Genomic DNA, 16,924 nt, shown 5'->3' with positions numbered 1-16,924 from the left:
TCCTGCAAATTTATTGAACAATGCTGCAAATCCAGCAGGCCAGCCGCGCTTGTCCGGCAGCGGTTGGGTATGCTCGATTCCGTCCACGGATTTCCATGCGCATGAAACAGCACTCCTCCCGGCTCGATCCTTCGGTGGCGCGCGAAACGGCGCGCAGCGAACTCGCTGCGCTCATCAGCCGCTTCGCGCCGACCGACGGCACGCATCAGACGGCGATCCCGTCGCTGACGTTCTACCGCTACTCGCAACCCGTGGATCTCGGCTGTGGCGTGACAAGCTCCGCATTCGTGTTCGCGGCGCAGGGCGCCAAGCGGGTCATGGTCGCGGGGCAGGCGTACGTCTACGATCATCTGCATTGCCTCGTGACCTCCGTCGATCTGCCGGTGATGTCGCAGGTGACGCGGGCGTCGCCCGACGCGCCTTATCTGTGTGTGAAGTTCGCGCTCGATCCGCAGCGGATCGTCGAACTGGCGACGCAGTTACGGCTGCCGGAACCGGATGCCGCGTCGGCAGGCGAAGGCATCGCGGTGGCGCCGTTGTCGGCACCGGTTTTCGATGCGGCGCTGCGACTCGTGCGATTGCTCGATACTCCGGGTGACATTCCCGTACTCGCACCGCTTATCGAAAAGGAATTGCTCTACCGGCTGATGACGAGCGAGCAAGGGAAACGGCTACGGCACGTTGCGGTGAACGGGAGTCAGACGTACCGGATCGCACGGGCAATCGAGTGGCTCCAGAATCACTACACCGAGCTTTTGCGGGTGGAGACGCTGGCCCAGGCGGTGAACATGAGCGTGTCGTCGCTCCATCATCACTTCAAGAACGTTACGACGTTGACTCCGCTGCAGTATCAGAAGCAACTGCGGCTGCACGAGGCGCGCAGGTTGCTGCTCCGGCATAGCGGAGATGTCGGGTCGGTGGCGATCCGGGTCGGGTACGACAGCCCTTCGCAGTTTAGTCGCGAATATAGCCGGCACTTCGGCGCGCCGCCGCTTCGCGACATCGCGCAGTTGCGGCGTTTGGATGAGGTTGAGTTTCGGGAGTAGAGGTAAGTCGGATTTGCGACGTCTCTCTTCGGGGAGATTGGACTTCGCTGGAAATGAAAAACCCCGCGAGCCTTTCGGCTGCGGGGTTTTTGGACAGTCTCGGACGACTCTGGATGTGATCTTGGTGGGAGGAGGAGGATCGAACTCCCGACCTTCGCATTGCGAATCAGAAGGCCTATGCCTAAATATAAAGGCTTATTGACCAATTTTGGCATTTTTGGGACAATTTTGAGACACACCTGTCCTGAAAACGACATCTAGCGGCTAATTTGCCTATGGCGACCTTTACCAAACGTGGCGACCTTCAGTGGCAAGCCAAGATTCGCAGAAAGGGCTACCCCCAAGAGTCGAAGACCTTCGATAGCAAGGCGGATGCTGAGAGATGGGCGAGGTCCATCGAACGCGAGATGGACCGGGGAAGCTTCGTTAGCAGCGCGGAAGCTGAGAACACAACCTTCACCGAAGCGTTGGATCGCTACGAGCGCGAGATCGCATCGAACAAACGAGGCGCAGCGCAGGAGAAGTCGATCATTCGCCAACTGCGCGACTCATGGCTCGCAAAGCGGCCACTCGCAGGAATCCGGCGGGCTGACATTGCGAGGCTGCGCGACGAATGGTGTGTCACTCATAGCCCGGCGACGGTTGTTCGCCGCCTAGCTATCATCTCTCACCTTTTCACAATTGCGCGAAAAGAGTGGGGGCTGGAAAGCCTCTCCAATCCTGTCGAGTTGGTTCGCAAGCCTACGGTCAAAAACGAGCGCACCCGCCGCATTGCCAACATCGAACCAGATACCGTAAAAGGCGCCTCGACCGACGAACTCGCATACGTCAAAGCAGCGTCCGCGTCTGCTTTCTTGCCAGCCCTCATCGACATTGCAGTCGAAACCGCAATGCGTAGAGGTGAGTTGATCTCGCTCGGCCCAGGCCAGGTTGATCTTACAAAACGCGTTGCGCGTCTTGCCATGACGAAGAATGGGAGTTCGCGCGACGTTCCCCTTTCGAGCAAAGCGATCGCCATCTTTGAAGAACTCATCAAAGATGGGCGCGAGTTGTTTTTCCCGCTCCGTCCTGACGCGGTAACTCGAGCGTTCGAGAGAGCGGTCGCACGCGCCAGGAAAACCTACGAGGAGGATTGTACGAACAAGGGCGTGAACGCAGACCCTAATCTCCTAGTCGACCTATGCTTTCACGACTTGCGACACGAGGCAACATCACGCCTTGCCGAAAAATTTCCACTCCATGAGCTGGCGAAGATTACAGGCCATCGCGACACGAAGATGCTTATGCGGTACTACCATCCGAGGGCGGAGGATCTTGCGAAAAAGCTGGATTAGCGCCACCGCTTATCTCGGCCGCTCGCCAACAAAAATTTTCTGCCCGACCTGAAACCGCGTGTCTGGCCCATCGTGGCAACACCGGGGGGGCCGGGAACAGGCCGACACCGACCTCAACATCAGATTCGACCTCGACGTATTACGTCTCGTCGTCGGGGGCGCGGGTGCTGAAGTCGATGCTAACGATCAGAGCGGACCGGCGAAATGGCACCGTGAATGCGACGAAGCACCACGCCAGGTGGTCTGACGCGGCCAACGTTAACAACCGTTGAAATTCGCCCTCCGTCATATCTACCACTCCATGTAACTCCGGCTTGACCGAAATGAACGCGCCAATGTTCGGCACGGCGGCATTGCCCAAATCCGGCTTGTCCTTCGGAGAAACCTGGATCAAGAACCTGACTACGCCGCCCACCGCTTCAGTGAACTCCCCCTCTAACTGAATCGATGCGCGACTCTCTCGCTCCGGAGGATAACCTCGAGGCCGGTCCGCGTGAATTGACAGGCTCGAGTGCCAACTGGTGACGCGCCCATAGCGGCTCAGCAACTCACGCCGGGGGTTTCGATGCTTCGCTTTGTTCATAACACCCCTCGCGGACTTGACGAACCAGATAGCACGAATATCCCAAGATACGACATCACCGAACGCTGCAGCGCGCTAAAGTCGCGTCGCTACCCTGCGCATCCTGTGATCAGCACGCCTGAAGACATCGCCGTCACCTTAAGAACCCATCCAGCTTACGAGATCGCACGAGGCACCAAGCGGCCACAACCTGCCGTTCAACCAGCACGGAAACATGTCACTGAAGCTGCAGCATTGCGACCGGAAGCGGGCGTTCGGTTATCTGCGACGCTTCTGGCATGAGTGCTCTTTCCGGCAATCGAAAGACGGCTATTGGTATTTTTCTAGACACGTCGAAAATGCCTTTCGCGGACTATCCGAACCCCATTTCTGGGGTTAATATTCCCGCCAGTTTTCAACGTCCTGCTTGTGTCAATGAATCGGCGTACCGGCTAACCATGTCGACCGGCGCGAAGCGATGAATTCATGCCTAGCGGCTGTTAGCCGGAACCTCGCAGGGGTCAAGGGGATGGACGCTAACAGGACCGGCATGTCGCCGCACTAGTGCGACACCGAGGAGATGACCGTGCTTTCAATAACGTGATAAATTCTTTGCCCCTCTCGGACTGGATCGACGCTGCCACTGCGCCCGGCGGCGATGGTGTGTATTTCTTGGGTGCTTTCGATCGGCGGATCACCTTTTACTCCCAACAGGTGCGTGGGCTTCGTCTCGCGCATGCGCTTGATGCGCAGGGTCTTATAGGAACGACGGACAAGATCGCCGTCGTCGGCGCCGGAGCGGCTGGCTTGAGCTTCGCGCTGTGCGCGGCCCTGCTGGGGTACAACGTAACATTGTACGACCCGGCGAACGCGGCGCTGCAGCTTCAGAGCGCATCTCCACGTTTGCTGCATCCGCATATCTATGAATGGCCAGACATCGGGTCGCTGGACGACAGGGCTGGCCTCCCATTGCTAGACTGGAAGTCCGACACGGGCGGATCGGTCTGCGGCAAGCTCCAGAGCGATTTCGCGGCAGCGATGACAAAGCTCACGCACCTTCAATTCCAGGACGAGTGCAAGCTCGTTGCAATGGAGAAAGTTGACGTAGACTGGCGCCTTACGATCGATCACAAGGGCACGCAGGGCAAGCGGCGGTTCCAGAAGGTGATCCTTGCGATGGGTTTCGGCGAGGAGTTCCCGTGCGGTGACGCTGAGCCTGTCGCTTACTGGAAACCGAGTGGGATAGGGACGGCCGCGATCGAGCCGCAAAGCGGTGTGAGCTACCTTGTCAGCGGGAACGGCGATGGTGGTCTCACTGACATACTCTCACTCCTGATCCAGAATTTCGAGCATGTGTCGTTCACCCACGATTTTCTGTCGCACATTTCTTCGAAGGAGCTGCGCGAGGCGGCGCTCGACGCACTGGACGCCGCATCGTCCAGTGGCGACCTCGAGCCCGTGTTCCAGACCATCCTGTGCCCCGTCATCAACGAATATGGCGTGATCGACGCGCTGAGGCGACGGCTCCGCAAAGACCGCACGCTCACCATCAACAGCGACGGGCCACTCTTCGCCCCGGGCAAGGCGTCGCTTCTCAACCAGTGCATGGTCTTCGCGACGCTCGAAGCGGCGAAACTCGAGGCGGTCGTCGTGAACCATAGCAGTGGCCGCGTCACCAATGTCGAAAAGACGGTGGCAGGCTTCTTGGTCACCGGCCCTCTGATGGCAGGCCATCCTCTTCCGGCGGATTTCGATCATGTGATTTTGCGGCATGGCCCTGATCGCGCGACGCGTTACGCCTCTGCGGAGGCCTCCTTCGATCTATACGAGGCTCACGTCAAGCCGCTGCTCGAATGCACACCGTCGCTCGCCGGCCCGCCGACGCTCGATCCTCAGCTTTACGACCGGTTCGAGGATCTCAAGATCGGGCAACTCGTCGATGTCGCCTCGCAGGAAGGCTTGCGCCAGCAGCAGACCCAGGCCCGCGCGCGCGTCGTCCTTGAGATCGATGCGGCCGCCCATCTTCTGGTGGAGCGAGGGCATGTCTCCCTGCTTCATGTTGCCGATCAGTGCGAGCGATTGACGGCTCCCGTGACGATCCATCTCGCCCTACCACCAAGCGCCGTGCCCGATGCGTCTGCAATCCTGCGCTTGAGCCGGGCCAGCAATGGTTGCATTCACCTTACGACGGTGGCTGACCATGCCTCCGCATGGAAGGCGATCGCACCGGGGATCGCCGTGGCACCGACCGGCGACCCGCACTATCGCGGAAGAATGCTCGATCTGAGCTTCCTTCAGGACAAGCTTGACGCCTGCTTTCTGCGTCTCCTCGACGGCTCACTCATGGAGATCATCGCAAGTGGCACCTGCGCCCCGTTGCATAAGATCGACGGATCCATCCGCAACGCGGTGGCAGGCACCTGGGGAAACTGGACGGCCACTCTTCAGGGGACGGCCGCGCTTCGCTTCGACTTCCTGCGGTGGCTGTCCAATATCGAGCAAGGGACCAGAACGCCCTGGAGCGGCGATCACGCGCAACTGCCGCGCATGGCGGCCGCCCTGCTGCTGGTGCTTGCCACCCATCTGGAGGAGCCGCTCACGCCGGCATCGATCAAGCGCGGCAATCTGACCTTCTCGGGAAATGCCGAGGCACTGGGCTCGGGCTGCGATACGATTGAAGGCGGGCCGCTCACGATCTGGGACCGGCCGGACCAATGGGATGTCGATGCCCTTATCCTTTCGGGAAGTGCCGAGGTTGAAGTCTATTCGCCCGATGACACCGTGCTCAATGCAGGGTCCATCGGAGTAGGGATGCGCAATGCGCGGCGCGTTCGGCCTGCGATCATCCGCAACGACCTCGCCTGGCGCCAGAAGCTCAATGGACCGCTCGCAACCTGGAAGCAGGCCGTGCAGCAGGAATTCGAGGGATGGCGTCAACGCGTCCAGGATCTGGAAGACGAGGTGTCGAAATGACCCCGGAAATGTTCAGCGAGAGGCTCCGTGCGTCCGCAGTCGCGTTGGACTGGGAGGCGTCAGTGGTGGACGCTTTCACTACGCGACAGTTTCGAGGGCGCGCCGAGGTGACCGAGAAAAGTTTGCCCAAGGATGCCATCGGATTGCGCCTAGGCGATTATCCAGTCTTGGTCGCCTCGATCGAGCTCGGCGACCTCGCCGACATGCAGGCATCGCTGCGCAGCCTCCACACCCAAATGGTGATCGCCCGTTCCTACATGGCGGCCGAGGAGGTCATCAACGCGCATATCATGCTAATTGCGCTGGCCCCCGATCCGATACAGGATTGGCGCCGCGCGCTCGACCTGGCCGAGCGCGATGAGACAGTTTGCCGAAAGCTGATCTGGACCCCGAACCCCGACGACCTCGACCAGAGCTATGCGTTATTCGCCGCCCGGACTTTTCTTGCCACGCCCTGGAAGAGCGCGCCGAGCGTCCAGAGTGCTCCTCTCGACCGCAATCAGGGGCTGGTCGTGCGCACGCTCGAGAGGCATGGCCTGTCTCAGGAAGCGGCGGTGCAGTGGATCGGCCTCGCAAACCAGATCCACGACGATCCCGATAATTTGGTCGCAGCCCTGACGACCGCGCGGGAACCCTCATAATGGACGACAGCCTCTACCTCACCAACATCCGTCTTACGCAATTTCGAAGCTTTGCTAAGCTCGACGTTGACTTGCCGGCCGAGCCGTCCGTTCTCATCGTTCATGGCAGCAATGGCCTCGGGAAATCGTCTCTCTTCGACGCGCTCGAATGGACGCTGACCGACAAGATCGACCATTTTCGCGACGTCAACGGCGTGAAGAAGGTCGGCAAATATCTCTGCCGCTGGCGTGATGGGGATGATGGGCCGACGAGCGCGGCCATGACATTCTGCGATGGCAGCTCGATCGAGCGGATGCTGTCTTCTGCCGATGCGGCGCAGTCTACGCGGGGCGGAAATATCGAGGATATCGGCGCGTTCCTCAAGGCGCCGACCTGGGCCCATACGATCCAGTCGCTGCAGCATTATCTTCTGCTCACGCATTTCCTAGGCCAATCGACCCTGTCGCGGCTCACCCATAGGACCGCGGCCGAGCGCTTCGAAATGCTGAAGGAAGCCGCGCAAAGCCGGGAGATCGAGGAGCTTGCCATCGCCCTTCACGGTAAAGGCAACACGACGGCTTCCAAGGCATTCACCCGACGCATCGACCAGCTCGAAAAGGAGGTTGGCCGGCTCGATGAGCTTCTCGCGCAGGAGGCTGAGCTTTGGGAGGGTGCCCAGGCGGAAGGTGCGCTCGATCCCGCAGGCGCGGCGACCCTCGGTCGGACGATCCTCATCGAGATCGAAGTTGCGCGCGCAGAACTTGCGGTGGGGCCGATCGCGCGACAGGCAGCTGGCGCGAACGATCTCAGCGAGCTTACTGCAATATGGAATGATGCCCGGGCGCAGGTTCGCGATCGGGAAGCACAATTGCGCCGCGCCGAGCAGCTTATCGAGGGGTGGGGACGCCGTACGACGTTACTGGCTGAGACCGGTGCAGCGCTCGCGGAAACTCAAACTGAGCAGATGCGATTGGCCGCCCGATCGCAGCAGTTGGCGGCGGCCCGCATCCCGCAGCAGTGGGCCTCGACCCAGGCGCTTGAGGTTCAGGCCGCCGCTGTTGCTCGCTTCAATCTGCTCAACACGCTGCGCGCCGCTGTCGACCACTATCGCGAGCAACGCAATACGGTGGCGGAAGCTGTCGCGAACGTGGAGGCGGCCGAGGCGTCCCATCTGGCAGCGGAACGGGAGGCGTCGATCCTCGACCGGCGCGGCGCGATCGTCGCGAGGCTTCGAGTGGATACCGATCGCGTCATCGAGGAGCTCGCCGAGGCGCATCGGCAGCGGGATCGATGCAACCAGTGGCTTGATCGCGCTGAAAGACTGGACCAGCTGCGCCGCGCTCTCAGTGACGATCGTGCCGCCTCTCCCGACCTCGAGCGGACTGTCCGCGAACTGGAGATTTCCGAAAAAGGCGCACGGTCACGCGAAGCCAGCCAGAGAGAGGCACTTCGTCAGCTGCAAGAGGTTACGGGTGCGATCTCGCAGGCAGTAACGACAATCGCGACCACGCTGCCGGACGATGCGTGCGATTGCCCGGTCTGCGCGACTCATTTCGATGAGCCATCGCGCCTGCGCGAACGCGCGTCGGGTGCGGCGGAACGCCTGGCGCCGCTCCTCGTGGCGCAGGAGCAGCATGTGGCCCGTGCCATCGAAGAACGCGAAGCACTGACGGCGAAACTAGCCGACCGGCGAGCGGTACTGGCCCGGATTTGCGGCGCCGAGGAGAAGATCGCCGCCGAGGCTGCTGCCAATGCTGACCTTGGAGCCGTCTTTGGAGTAGTCGGCACGCTTGACGTCGCCATGGTGACGCGGCTGCGCGACGATGCCTTGCAGGGTGCCGATCGTCTGTCATGGCGCCTCCGACGCCTGGAATATTGGCGGCAACGCCTGACCGATGTTTCGGGCACTCCGCTTGCCCAGGCATTAGCAGGGGCGGTCAAACGACGGGATGACCTTGCCCGTGTCAAGGAGTCTTCCGGCCGCCGTGAGGGCCTCGCGCGTCAGGCCGCCGAGGCGGCACTCGCCAACGTCATCGCGCACGAAGGGATGCTGGGGCTGGACGCCGGGGCGGCTGATCACGGTCATCAGGGCGCTTATATTGGCGGAGAGACAGCGCTCGCGCAGGCCAAAGCGGGTGCGGATCAGGCTACGAAGGCGCTGGCTGAGACCGACGCTGCATTGTCGGAAGCAAGGACACAGGATGCAAGTCTCACGGCCCGTATCGCAGACCTGACCCTTCGCGTAGCGGACCACCGCCGAGCTTTTGACGACGATCGGCGCGCGTGGGTCGAACTCGGCTTTACGGGCGCGCAGCCCAATCAGGTCGAGGCGGACGGCGGCAAGGCGGCTCTTGTCCGTGCGATCGAGCGTCTGGACCACGCGCAGGATATGATGCGACGGCTCGCCGATAGCGCGGCGGCGTGGGCGCGGCAGGAAAGCCATCGCTCTGCCCTTGAACGCTTGCGCGAAGCAATCGACGGTGCCCCCAATAGCAATCGCGACCAGATCCGCACGGCGGCTGAGACTGTCGCCGGCACGCAGCGCCGGCTGAAGGAGGCGACGACGGAAACCAAGGCCATCGCGCGCGCGGCCAGTTTCGATATCCTGGATCAGGTAGCGGACTTCAACGCGGCCTATATCGAGCCGCTCGACGATCTGATGAAGCAGATCAACCTCGCGATCTTGTGCGACCCACGGATCGGCATCGACCTGCAGGTAAAGAACAAGAAGATCGAGCAGGTCGCCTACAAAACTGGCGAAGTCCCTGCGGGGATGGGCGATATCGATCCCGCCCTCGTCCACAGCGAGGGGCAGATGGCTGCGCTTGGGGTGAGCATGCTCGCAGCGGCGGGCCTCACGTATCCCTGGTCACGCTGGCGCGCGCTGATCCTCGACGATCCCCTGCAACACAATGATGCCATTCACGCCTCGGCCTTTGCTGACTTGATGGGCAATATCGTCCGGGATCGCCGCTATCAGCTGCTGCTCTCAACGCATGATGTCGCGCAGGCAGAGTTCCTCAGGCGCAAGTTCGACTCACGCCGGATCCCCTGCTCCCTGCTCAACCTTCTCGGCACTGGCCGAGAAGGGGTCGAATGGACGCTTCGCCCGCCACGTACAGTGATTCCAAAGGTCGCCGTCGGATAAGTTGAGGATGAAAATCACAGGACGCTTGTGCGTCGCGCTTCCGCTTGTACGCTGCTGGCGCATAAGCGGACGCTCGTGAAGTCGTCACCCAACAATTGCTTTGGCGGATAACGCGCTGATCATATTGCCGTCCGAACGACTGTTGTACATTGATACTGTTGAAAAAGTCGGTGACGGTCGTTCTAACCCGATTTTCATGGGTCGCTTTACCCTTAACCGATGCTCGCGAGCGGTTTGTGGGGCGATCTGAGAGGTCGAATTTTTCGCTCGTGGTGTTCGGGCGACGCGCTACGACTTTTTCAACAGTATCCATTGGAAGCAGCCATCAACGGCGCACGTACCGGAATGAACGCTTTGGGTCCGTACTGAGCCGACCGCGTTGGGCAGAGGTCGGCCAGGAAGAGTCGTTGAAAGATAGAACTTGAGCGGCTGTTTGAGACTGAACTGAGTCATTCGCGCCATCCGCATCGACCGACAGCTGTGATCAATTCCTGACATTCGATGGCCTGTATTGATGGCCGACGACCTGATCGGCGGTGCCATCCCTCGCTGTGGCCACTGGGTGGCCGAGGAGAAGCCTCAGGTTTGGCTGCAGCACCTGAGCAAGTTCCATCGTTGAGCTGCGCGCCGGCTGCGATGCCGGCGTTGCTTTTACTGCACCAAGACTGACGGACGCTCGGCGATCCGCGCACCGAGCAGCCAGTGGACGGCCTCCACGGTGCGCGCATTGCCGAACTGATCCAGCGCGTCATGAGGAAGCGGGTGCTTCGACGCGTCGAGGACCTGGATGGCCGGGTGGTCAGGCGGCAGTTTGCTGAGCACCTCGTTGGCGAGATCAACCGACTGGCGTTCAGCCCCGATGGCCAGGGGGATCAAGAGCACCCGCCGACCTTCGCTGACCGCCAGTGCCTCGGCCGTAGCAAGGATCTGCGAGCTGTCAGCGACGCTGCCCACAGCCTCGACCGTCTGGGCTGCCAGATAGTAATGCGATTTGCCCAGCCAGCGCGGGTCGGCCCGCTTCAGGGCGTCAGTGGGTACCTTGCGCTTGGTCCGAGCGATGGCTGAGGCCGCCTGCACACTGGCCCAAGTCGGGTTGAATGTGAAGACGAGGTTGATCACTTCGCGCAACGCATCTTCGTCACCGCGTTCAGCCAGGAAATACAGCAGCACTTCGGTGACGGTCAAGTCATCCGTCTCCAGCGCAGCTTCGACGATGGCGCCGGTCAGCTCAGGTGGCACGGTCGTCAGCGTGGCTAGCGCCCGAGCTGCGACTCGAGCGAGAGGGAAGTTCTGATCTTCACCCGGTGGAACTGAGTGACGAGACCACGTGTCCTCGCACAACTGCACCAGAGCAGCGGCGTGGCGTTCGGGCTGCTTCGCCAACAAATCGAGTAGCGAACGGCGGACGAACGCGCTGGGGTCATTCGTCAGGGCAACGATGTCGTCTGTGATCCCCGGTTCAGGAGCCGCCGTGAGGAGCTCCAGTGCACGCTGGCGAGCTTTCGCACGCGGGTGGGTCAAGGCCGATCTCACCAGCGGCCAGCAACCGGCCGCAGCGGCGGCGCGAACAGCCAAGTCTGCCTCTTCAGCTTGCACGGATTCACCCAATGCGTCTTCCAGCACGGCTTCCGCGGCACACCCATTCGTCGCGGCGAGCCAGATCAGCAGGGGACGGAGAGGCCCCTGGTGCTTTCCGAGCAGAGGAATCAGCGCATCCAGTGAGGCGTCAGTGAGTTGCACCTCCTGGACATCGTCCAGGGGCGCAAGCGCCTCGGCAAGCTCGTCGAAGGGCGCCGGCAGGGCCTGCTGGAACGCCTCGTACGCCACGTGCTGGCTGTCCGTGTCGCCAAAGCGCGTGGTGTAGGTCTTGGCGTCGTGCGCCAGTTCCAGCAATCGCACCGTCTGGCCCTCATTAAAGAGATCTTTGGCCACTTCGGTCAGCAAGTCTGGCACGTGGTCCAAGGCACATCCCGCGGTGACTTCGCGCAGATGCGCGGATTCGTCGCCAGCACGAAGTCGCTCGCGGAGGTCGATCACGAAGGACGGACACCACCTCCGCGTCAAAAGTCGCCAGATTCGCTGCTCAAGGTGCTCCCCGGCACGCAGTTCCAGCAGATACCGCAACTCATCATCGCCTGCATCTGCGCCCGCGGCCGCATCTATGGCATCAAACCACTCACAGGCAAGTGCCCGCACATCCTTGTGTACGGCGAGCGCTTGCCACCCCGAGTTGTTACGCGTCGCCTCCGCGAATGCAGAGACCAGTTTGCGTGCGCCGTAGTAGTCGTCGGTGTGGCCGTCGTAAGGTTCCGAGTCGTCGTTGAAGTGTCCGTCAATGGACGGCCAGTACTCGGGATTTGAATACGTCTCTTGTGCCTCAGCCTCCTTGTTGAGTCTGGCAAGCGCGAGTTGCAGCAGCGGTTCGCGATTCACAATGGCGCGCATGGCACCGAACCCGACAGCGATCGCGTTGGTGTCTTCGCCGTGGTGAACGATCACCTTCGCCGCGTCTGCCCACGCGGTATCCAGCCCGGACGCAATGTCATCGAGGTATTCGGCCATGAGGTGGGGATATTTGCGGGTCTCCACGGTGAGGACGAGTCGAATGAAGCGCTCGCAAAGATCTTGCGTCAAGGGATGGTTGCGGACCTTTTCATACCAGTCGCCGCTGCGGTTGCTGAGCTTCCAGCTGCGCATGAAGAAATGCTTGCCGGTCGCCACAGGGCGGAGCCACCGGGCGACTTCAGCGGGAATGCAGATGCTGGATCCGGCGATGCAGGCCAGACGCAACAGGCCGACGTAGTCGTCATGGTCCTTGCTGAGCGCGTCCTCCAACCAAGTGTCGATGGCGAGTTGGACTTCATTAGGCGCTTCGTACAGGGACTCGTTGGAATCCTTGATGAAGGCGTGCAGTCGCACCGCGGTCTCGATGGCCTGGTTGTTGCCAGTGTTGCCCGTGCGGACGAGAGCCGTCATCAGGTGTTCCAGGGCGACCTCGGTCACTTCTGGGTTGGCCCGCATCACACGGACGAGACCTTGCTCCACACGGGGGTGGGTATACGTGACGTCGCTGTTGGGCTGACGCAGACTGCCGCTGGCCACCAGATCGTTCACGAGCCTCTCCAGCCCAAGGCCGAACGCGGGGTCCAGCTTGCTGATGGCTCGGCGGATAGTGGGCAAGTCCTGGCGACGCACGCCACGCCGGGCGGCCATCAGGCCCCACAACACCACTGCGGCCTTCTCGTAGTGGCGGGCCTTCACCATCCACTCGACCTCGTTTTCGATGGCGCACGTTTGAGTTTCGTGCAGGATCCGCGACACGAACTGGTCTTCGTCCTCGTCGGCAGGGATCGCCCCGGCTTGCAGCAGTGCCACGAAGCGGTCAATCTCGAAGGGGGTCCGCAACGTTTGCAGGACGCGTTCTTTGGCACGGATGGCTGCCATCTGCAAGATGCGCGAGGCGAGGAGACGGACCAGCCCTTCGAACATCCTGCCCAGCTCCTTGCCACCGTAGTGCTTGGCCTCTAGCCGCACTTCCCACCGCTTGAGGAAGTCGCTCTGGCTCCCGACGGTCGCGGCCAGGATATCGGTGCGGCTGGTGACCACGATCTTCTGCTGGGCACTGGCCTTCAGCAGCCGCTCCTGCAACTCAGTTGTCCATGCTGCCGTGTTGGTGCCGATCTCGTACTTGCCCCACGGATCCTCCACATAGAACAAGGTAGGGCCGGCGTCTGGCCGAGCCTTCAGTTCGCCAGGACCTTGAGGCTCCACGTAGTTGATGCCGGGCACGACGCTACGGTAGTGCTGGTAGAGGGCCTTGGCCACGGTCGTCTTGCCCGTGCCCGAAGGCCCTGTGATGACGATGGCGTTGCGCTTGTCCATCTGGGCAACAATGTCGTCCCAGTTCGTGGGTGGGACAAACTTGCGGTCGCGCTCAGACGGAATGGAGCCGCCATGGTTCTTGATAATGGCTTCCACATCGATCCTGGGCCAGGCGTAGCCTGTTCGCATCCCGGACATCGCGACCTTGCGGAGCTCTTCGCGACAGGCTTCGTGACGCTCTCTTGGGATGCCTAGGGGGCTGAGTAGATAGGCGTCGATCTTCTCGACTACGCGTGCCTCGTTGTACTGCGCCAGCACGGCGAACCGGCCTGCCGCGGATTTGACGTGCGTGGCCGGGAACACAGCGGCCGGCAGATCGTCGTCCCCAGGGCGCTCGAGCAGTGCGTCGACCTGCAGCGCACCGAGCGTTCCCGACACGTCGGCACTGGTGAACAGGACGTATCGGACCTTCGCGTCCTCCAACAACTTCAGCGCGGACGGGCGTTTCTCCCCGTGCTCCACCAAGTCGCGCAGCGAGGCGGGCGTCCATTGGCCGGTACGACGCAACTTGGCCTGGACGATGAGGCGTTCGCCGTCCACGACAGTCGACGACGAAACCTGGGGCGCTTGAAGTTCCGCCTCCAAGTCTTCCTGTGTCGCAGGCTCGAGCTGGAGCACCTTGGCGACACGATTGACCACCAGCAGATCCAGCGCCGCGAGCACGGATACGTCACATTGGTAGTGCCAGCCGTCCAACGACGGGTTTCCGCCTAAATCATCTGAAGTTTCCACGGGCGATTTGCTCAATTCTTGACTCTGAGAAGGCCCTGTTGCGTCATAGCGTGAACGCCAGCCCTCGGGCGACAGGGGCTACAGCATATCGAAATCCCTTGACTTGCGCCCGATGGGCCGTTATGTGTGGCTGCGACTGACGGATTCACCTGTCTGTGGGGAGTGGGAGAGAAGCCGCTGCACAGTGCCGGTAGGTGGCGGACAGAGCAAGTTCGGCCACGACGGCCGAAGGACAGCAGTCGCTGCTTAACCGTCATCGCTTTGATTCCCTCGAAGGACCGCTATGGAGTAGATCAGCGACATTCGAGCCGCGCGCCTATCAGGCGCCTAGGAAACCTTAGTTTTCCTTTCCTGATTTTTCGTCTTTAAACATTAGACGCGGATCCGCTCCACCTCGCCCAGGCTGATTTCGTCGCGACGCCGGTCGTACAGCTGCGTGGTGCGCGTCGAAGCGTGGTTTGCCATCGCCGCGGCGTTCTCGAGCGTGCCGCCGTTTTTCAGATACGCGGAGATGCCCGTCGCGCGGAACGTGTGATTTCCGATCGCCGTGGCGATGCCCGCCGCGAGCGCCCGGCGCCGCACCATCGCATACGCGTTTGCCTGCGGCAGCGCTCGCGCGCTCAGCTGGCCCGTGCCACGCGCAATCGTGCGAAACAGCGGGCCCTTCGGCTCATCACGCAGGCCGGTCTGCTCCAGATACTCGTGCAGGTACGCTTCCAGCGTGTGGTGACACGGCATCGCATGCGCCTTGCCGCCTTTCTCGCGCAGGCGCACCCACAGGCGCCGCTGCTGCATATAGACATCGTCGACCCGCATCGCGAGCGCCGCGCCCACCCGCGCGAACGAAAACACCATCAGCGCAATCAGCGCGCGGTCGCGCAGGCCGATGGTGGTCGTCACATCGATGCGGTCGAGCAGCTGCCGCGCCTCGGTCGCATCGAGCACCGGCGTCTTGCCCTTTTTCGTGGTGTGGCTGGGACCGCGCACCGACGCGGCGGGGTTGTGCGGCACGATCTGGCCGGTCACGAGCCAATCGAACAGGTGGCGGATCGCCGCGAGCCGCTGCTTGACGGTCGGCGCGGCGTGGGTCTGCGTCTGCAGCTCGATCCAGGCAGCCACATGCAGCGGCTGCACTTCCGTGATCGACAGCACATCGGCGCCGGCGCACCAGGTCAGGAAGTCGCTGGCCGCGCGCGCATACGCGCGGCGCGTGTGCGGGTTGCGGATCGCCGACGCAAAAAACTCGAGGAAGCGCACATCGGCGCGCTCGCCGGCTGCGATGACCAGTGCGGGCGTCGTGATGCCATCGAGCGTGACAAGCTGGTTCATTGCGTCGCCCGCCTCGCTGCAGCCCGCGCGTCAACGATGCCCAGCAAATGACTGGCCAACACGATCATTTCGACCGCTTCACGCGGCGTGTCGATCGGCACGTTGCGATGTGAATGCGGATTCTTGTACGAGCCGATCGCCCCCGCAAAAAGGGCGGCAAGTGCCTCCTGTTCGCCCGCATCCTTGGTATGGTCAGCCAGAGGCCCGGTGTTCGGCCTGAAGGCCTGCCGCATCATCGGCACGCCATGCTCGGCGGGCGGATAACCTGCGGCATCCCGCACCGCGATCTCGACAGCCCGCATCGCCTCAAACACCGCTGTTGGATAGGCGCCGCGCATGAACGAGAGGCATACATCGTTCGCAATCGCTGGATGCAGCAGTGATTTTGGCAGCAGGCGTGCGGTCTGGTAGTCGGTGAACGCCGCTTCGTTCTCGAAGCGCTGCGCGCGCCGGCTCAGATGCCGGAAACCATTGTTCCCGTTCATGCCCTCGGCAGGCACGACCAGCCCCTGCGCCTCGAGCCACGCGAACGCCTCGGCTACAGCGAGATCGACCTCCCCCAGCCGGTGGCGGGGATAGGTGGATTCGCGGGCGGCAATCTCCAATTCCATCCGGAGATTGCCAAAATGAAACTGGTGCTCCTGACGCCTGCGCAGCAGAAACAGCACCTTGGCCGCCAGCTCCTCCGGCTCGAGCGCGAGCAGCACATCGGCGTCTGAAATCTCGGTCAGAAGCTCCCGCATGGCTTTGCCTCGCTGCGGTCGGGCCATGACCCCAGTTTTTTCGGAATTCCCGCTGCGCCTCGTCTATAAAGAGACAACTGGAGGCAACCATGGCTGAATCACCTGCTCCTCCCGCCAAACCCTCTACTGACGACGAATCTAGGGGCGCCGGGGGCTGGTCGTTCCTGTCGCTCCTGAAAGCGTCTCACGAGGCTACCAAGCTCTACGTCTCCCTCCTCGGGTTGCTCGCTGCGGTCCCTATCGCGGCCCGGCTACTTGATGAGAGACTGAACATTCATGATCTCCGGATTTCCTACGCCGTCTGTCTGGTGCCGGCTCTGCTGATTTTGGGATGGCTCGTTCCAAAGTGGCGTGAGCAACTGAACAGGCGCCGTACGATCGACCTCGGTATCCACGGCCAGGTCAGAGACCCGGAGTATTTCCGCCTTACGCCCTACGACGCGGCGTCGGACTTCCGCCGCGCCGACCACGCTCATGAAAAGGTCTACGCGTGGCTCGTCGGCAACCCTGCGCCGCTGCTCTATCTGAGCGGCGCGTCGGGTTCCGGAAAAAGC

10 protein-coding genes are annotated in these 16,924 nt (G+C 61.9%); 6 read left to right on the top strand and 4 right to left on the bottom strand.

Translation table 11 applies throughout. The features are described 5' to 3' along the window. Positions 1-101 precede the first annotated feature (101 nt). Together PQR67_RS07665 and PQR67_RS07660 are read left to right on the top strand one after the other, a co-directional pair. Entirely contained in the window at positions 102-1,046 is a 945-nt protein-coding gene (locus PQR67_RS07665; protein WP_408456592.1) for an AraC family transcriptional regulator, read from the top strand. 275 nt (positions 1,047-1,321) lie between these two features. Further along, positions 1,322-2,380, top strand: coding sequence for a tyrosine-type recombinase/integrase (locus PQR67_RS07660; RefSeq protein WP_408456589.1), 1,059 nt, complete (start codon positions 1,322-1,324; stop codon positions 2,378-2,380). Between the two features lie 139 nt (positions 2,381-2,519). On the opposite strand, the gene PQR67_RS07655 is transcribed toward PQR67_RS07660, so the two are convergent. Next, on the bottom strand, positions 2,520-2,963 hold the full coding sequence (locus tag PQR67_RS07655) for a hypothetical protein (RefSeq protein WP_408456586.1): 444 nt from the start codon (positions 2,961-2,963) through the stop codon (positions 2,520-2,522). Between the two features lie 591 nt (positions 2,964-3,554). On the opposite strand from PQR67_RS07655, the gene PQR67_RS07650 reads away from it, so the two are divergent. The 3 genes from PQR67_RS07650 to PQR67_RS07640 are packed head-to-tail and all read left to right on the top strand — an operon-like array spanning position 3,555 to position 9,684. Next, the gene (locus tag PQR67_RS07650) at positions 3,555-5,915 is read left to right on the top strand and encodes an ABC-three component system protein (RefSeq protein ID WP_408456584.1); all 2,361 of its coding nucleotides are present in this window, start codon (positions 3,555-3,557) and stop codon (positions 5,913-5,915) included. Continuing rightward, a complete protein-coding gene (locus PQR67_RS07645; protein ID WP_408456582.1) occupies positions 5,912-6,556 on the top strand; it encodes an ABC-three component system middle component 1 in 645 nt (214 codons plus the stop codon). The genes PQR67_RS07650 and PQR67_RS07645 overlap by 4 nt, the downstream gene beginning before the upstream one ends. Further along, entirely contained in the window at positions 6,556-9,684 is a 3,129-nt protein-coding gene (locus PQR67_RS07640; protein WP_408456580.1) for an AAA family ATPase, read from the top strand. The genes PQR67_RS07645 and PQR67_RS07640 overlap by 1 nt, the downstream gene beginning before the upstream one ends. 651 nt (positions 9,685-10,335) lie before the next feature. On the opposite strand, the gene PQR67_RS07635 is transcribed toward PQR67_RS07640, so the two are convergent. The 3 genes from PQR67_RS07635 to PQR67_RS07625 form a co-directional block, all read right to left on the bottom strand. Continuing rightward, positions 10,336-14,298, bottom strand: coding sequence for an nSTAND3 domain-containing NTPase (locus PQR67_RS07635; RefSeq protein WP_408456578.1), 3,963 nt, complete (start codon positions 14,296-14,298; stop codon positions 10,336-10,338). Positions 14,299-14,670: 372 nt separating this feature from the next. Then, complete coding sequence (locus PQR67_RS07630; RefSeq protein WP_408456576.1) at positions 14,671-15,627, bottom strand: tyrosine-type recombinase/integrase; 957 nt, start codon at positions 15,625-15,627, stop codon at positions 14,671-14,673. Beyond that, positions 15,624-16,370, bottom strand: coding sequence for a TIGR02391 family protein (locus PQR67_RS07625; protein WP_408456573.1), 747 nt, complete (start codon positions 16,368-16,370; stop codon positions 15,624-15,626). The genes PQR67_RS07630 and PQR67_RS07625 overlap by 4 nt, the downstream gene beginning before the upstream one ends. A gap of 89 nt (positions 16,371-16,459) precedes the next feature. On the opposite strand from PQR67_RS07625, the gene PQR67_RS07620 reads away from it, so the two are divergent. Further along, positions 16,460-16,924, top strand: a 465-nt coding sequence (locus PQR67_RS07620; RefSeq protein WP_408456571.1) for a hypothetical protein, incomplete at its 3' end; no start/stop codon positions are given.

It is taken from the genome of Paraburkholderia fungorum (assembly GCF_046026025.1).
GTDB classification, from domain to species: domain Bacteria; phylum Pseudomonadota; class Gammaproteobacteria; order Burkholderiales; family Burkholderiaceae; genus Paraburkholderia; species Paraburkholderia fungorum_E.
Note: the sequence above shows the minus strand (reverse complement) of the source record. Positions and strands in the feature narration are given on the sequence as shown.

Coding starts and splice junctions, on each gene's coding strand:
- PQR67_RS07665 (WP_408456592.1), top strand. CDS start 102: ATGAAACAGCACTCCTCCCGGCTCGATCCTTCGGTGGCGCGCGAAACG.
- PQR67_RS07660 (WP_408456589.1), top strand. CDS start 1,322: ATGGCGACCTTTACCAAACGTGGCGACCTTCAGTGGCAAGCCAAGATT.
- PQR67_RS07655 (WP_408456586.1), bottom strand. CDS start 2,963: ATGAACAAAGCGAAGCATCGAAACCCCCGGCGTGAGTTGCTGAGCCGC.
- PQR67_RS07645 (WP_408456582.1), top strand. CDS start 5,912: ATGACCCCGGAAATGTTCAGCGAGAGGCTCCGTGCGTCCGCAGTCGCG.
- PQR67_RS07640 (WP_408456580.1), top strand. CDS start 6,556: ATGGACGACAGCCTCTACCTCACCAACATCCGTCTTACGCAATTTCGA.
- PQR67_RS07630 (WP_408456576.1), bottom strand. CDS start 15,627: ATGAACCAGCTTGTCACGCTCGATGGCATCACGACGCCCGCACTGGTC.
- PQR67_RS07625 (WP_408456573.1), bottom strand. CDS start 16,370: ATGCGGGAGCTTCTGACCGAGATTTCAGACGCCGATGTGCTGCTCGCG.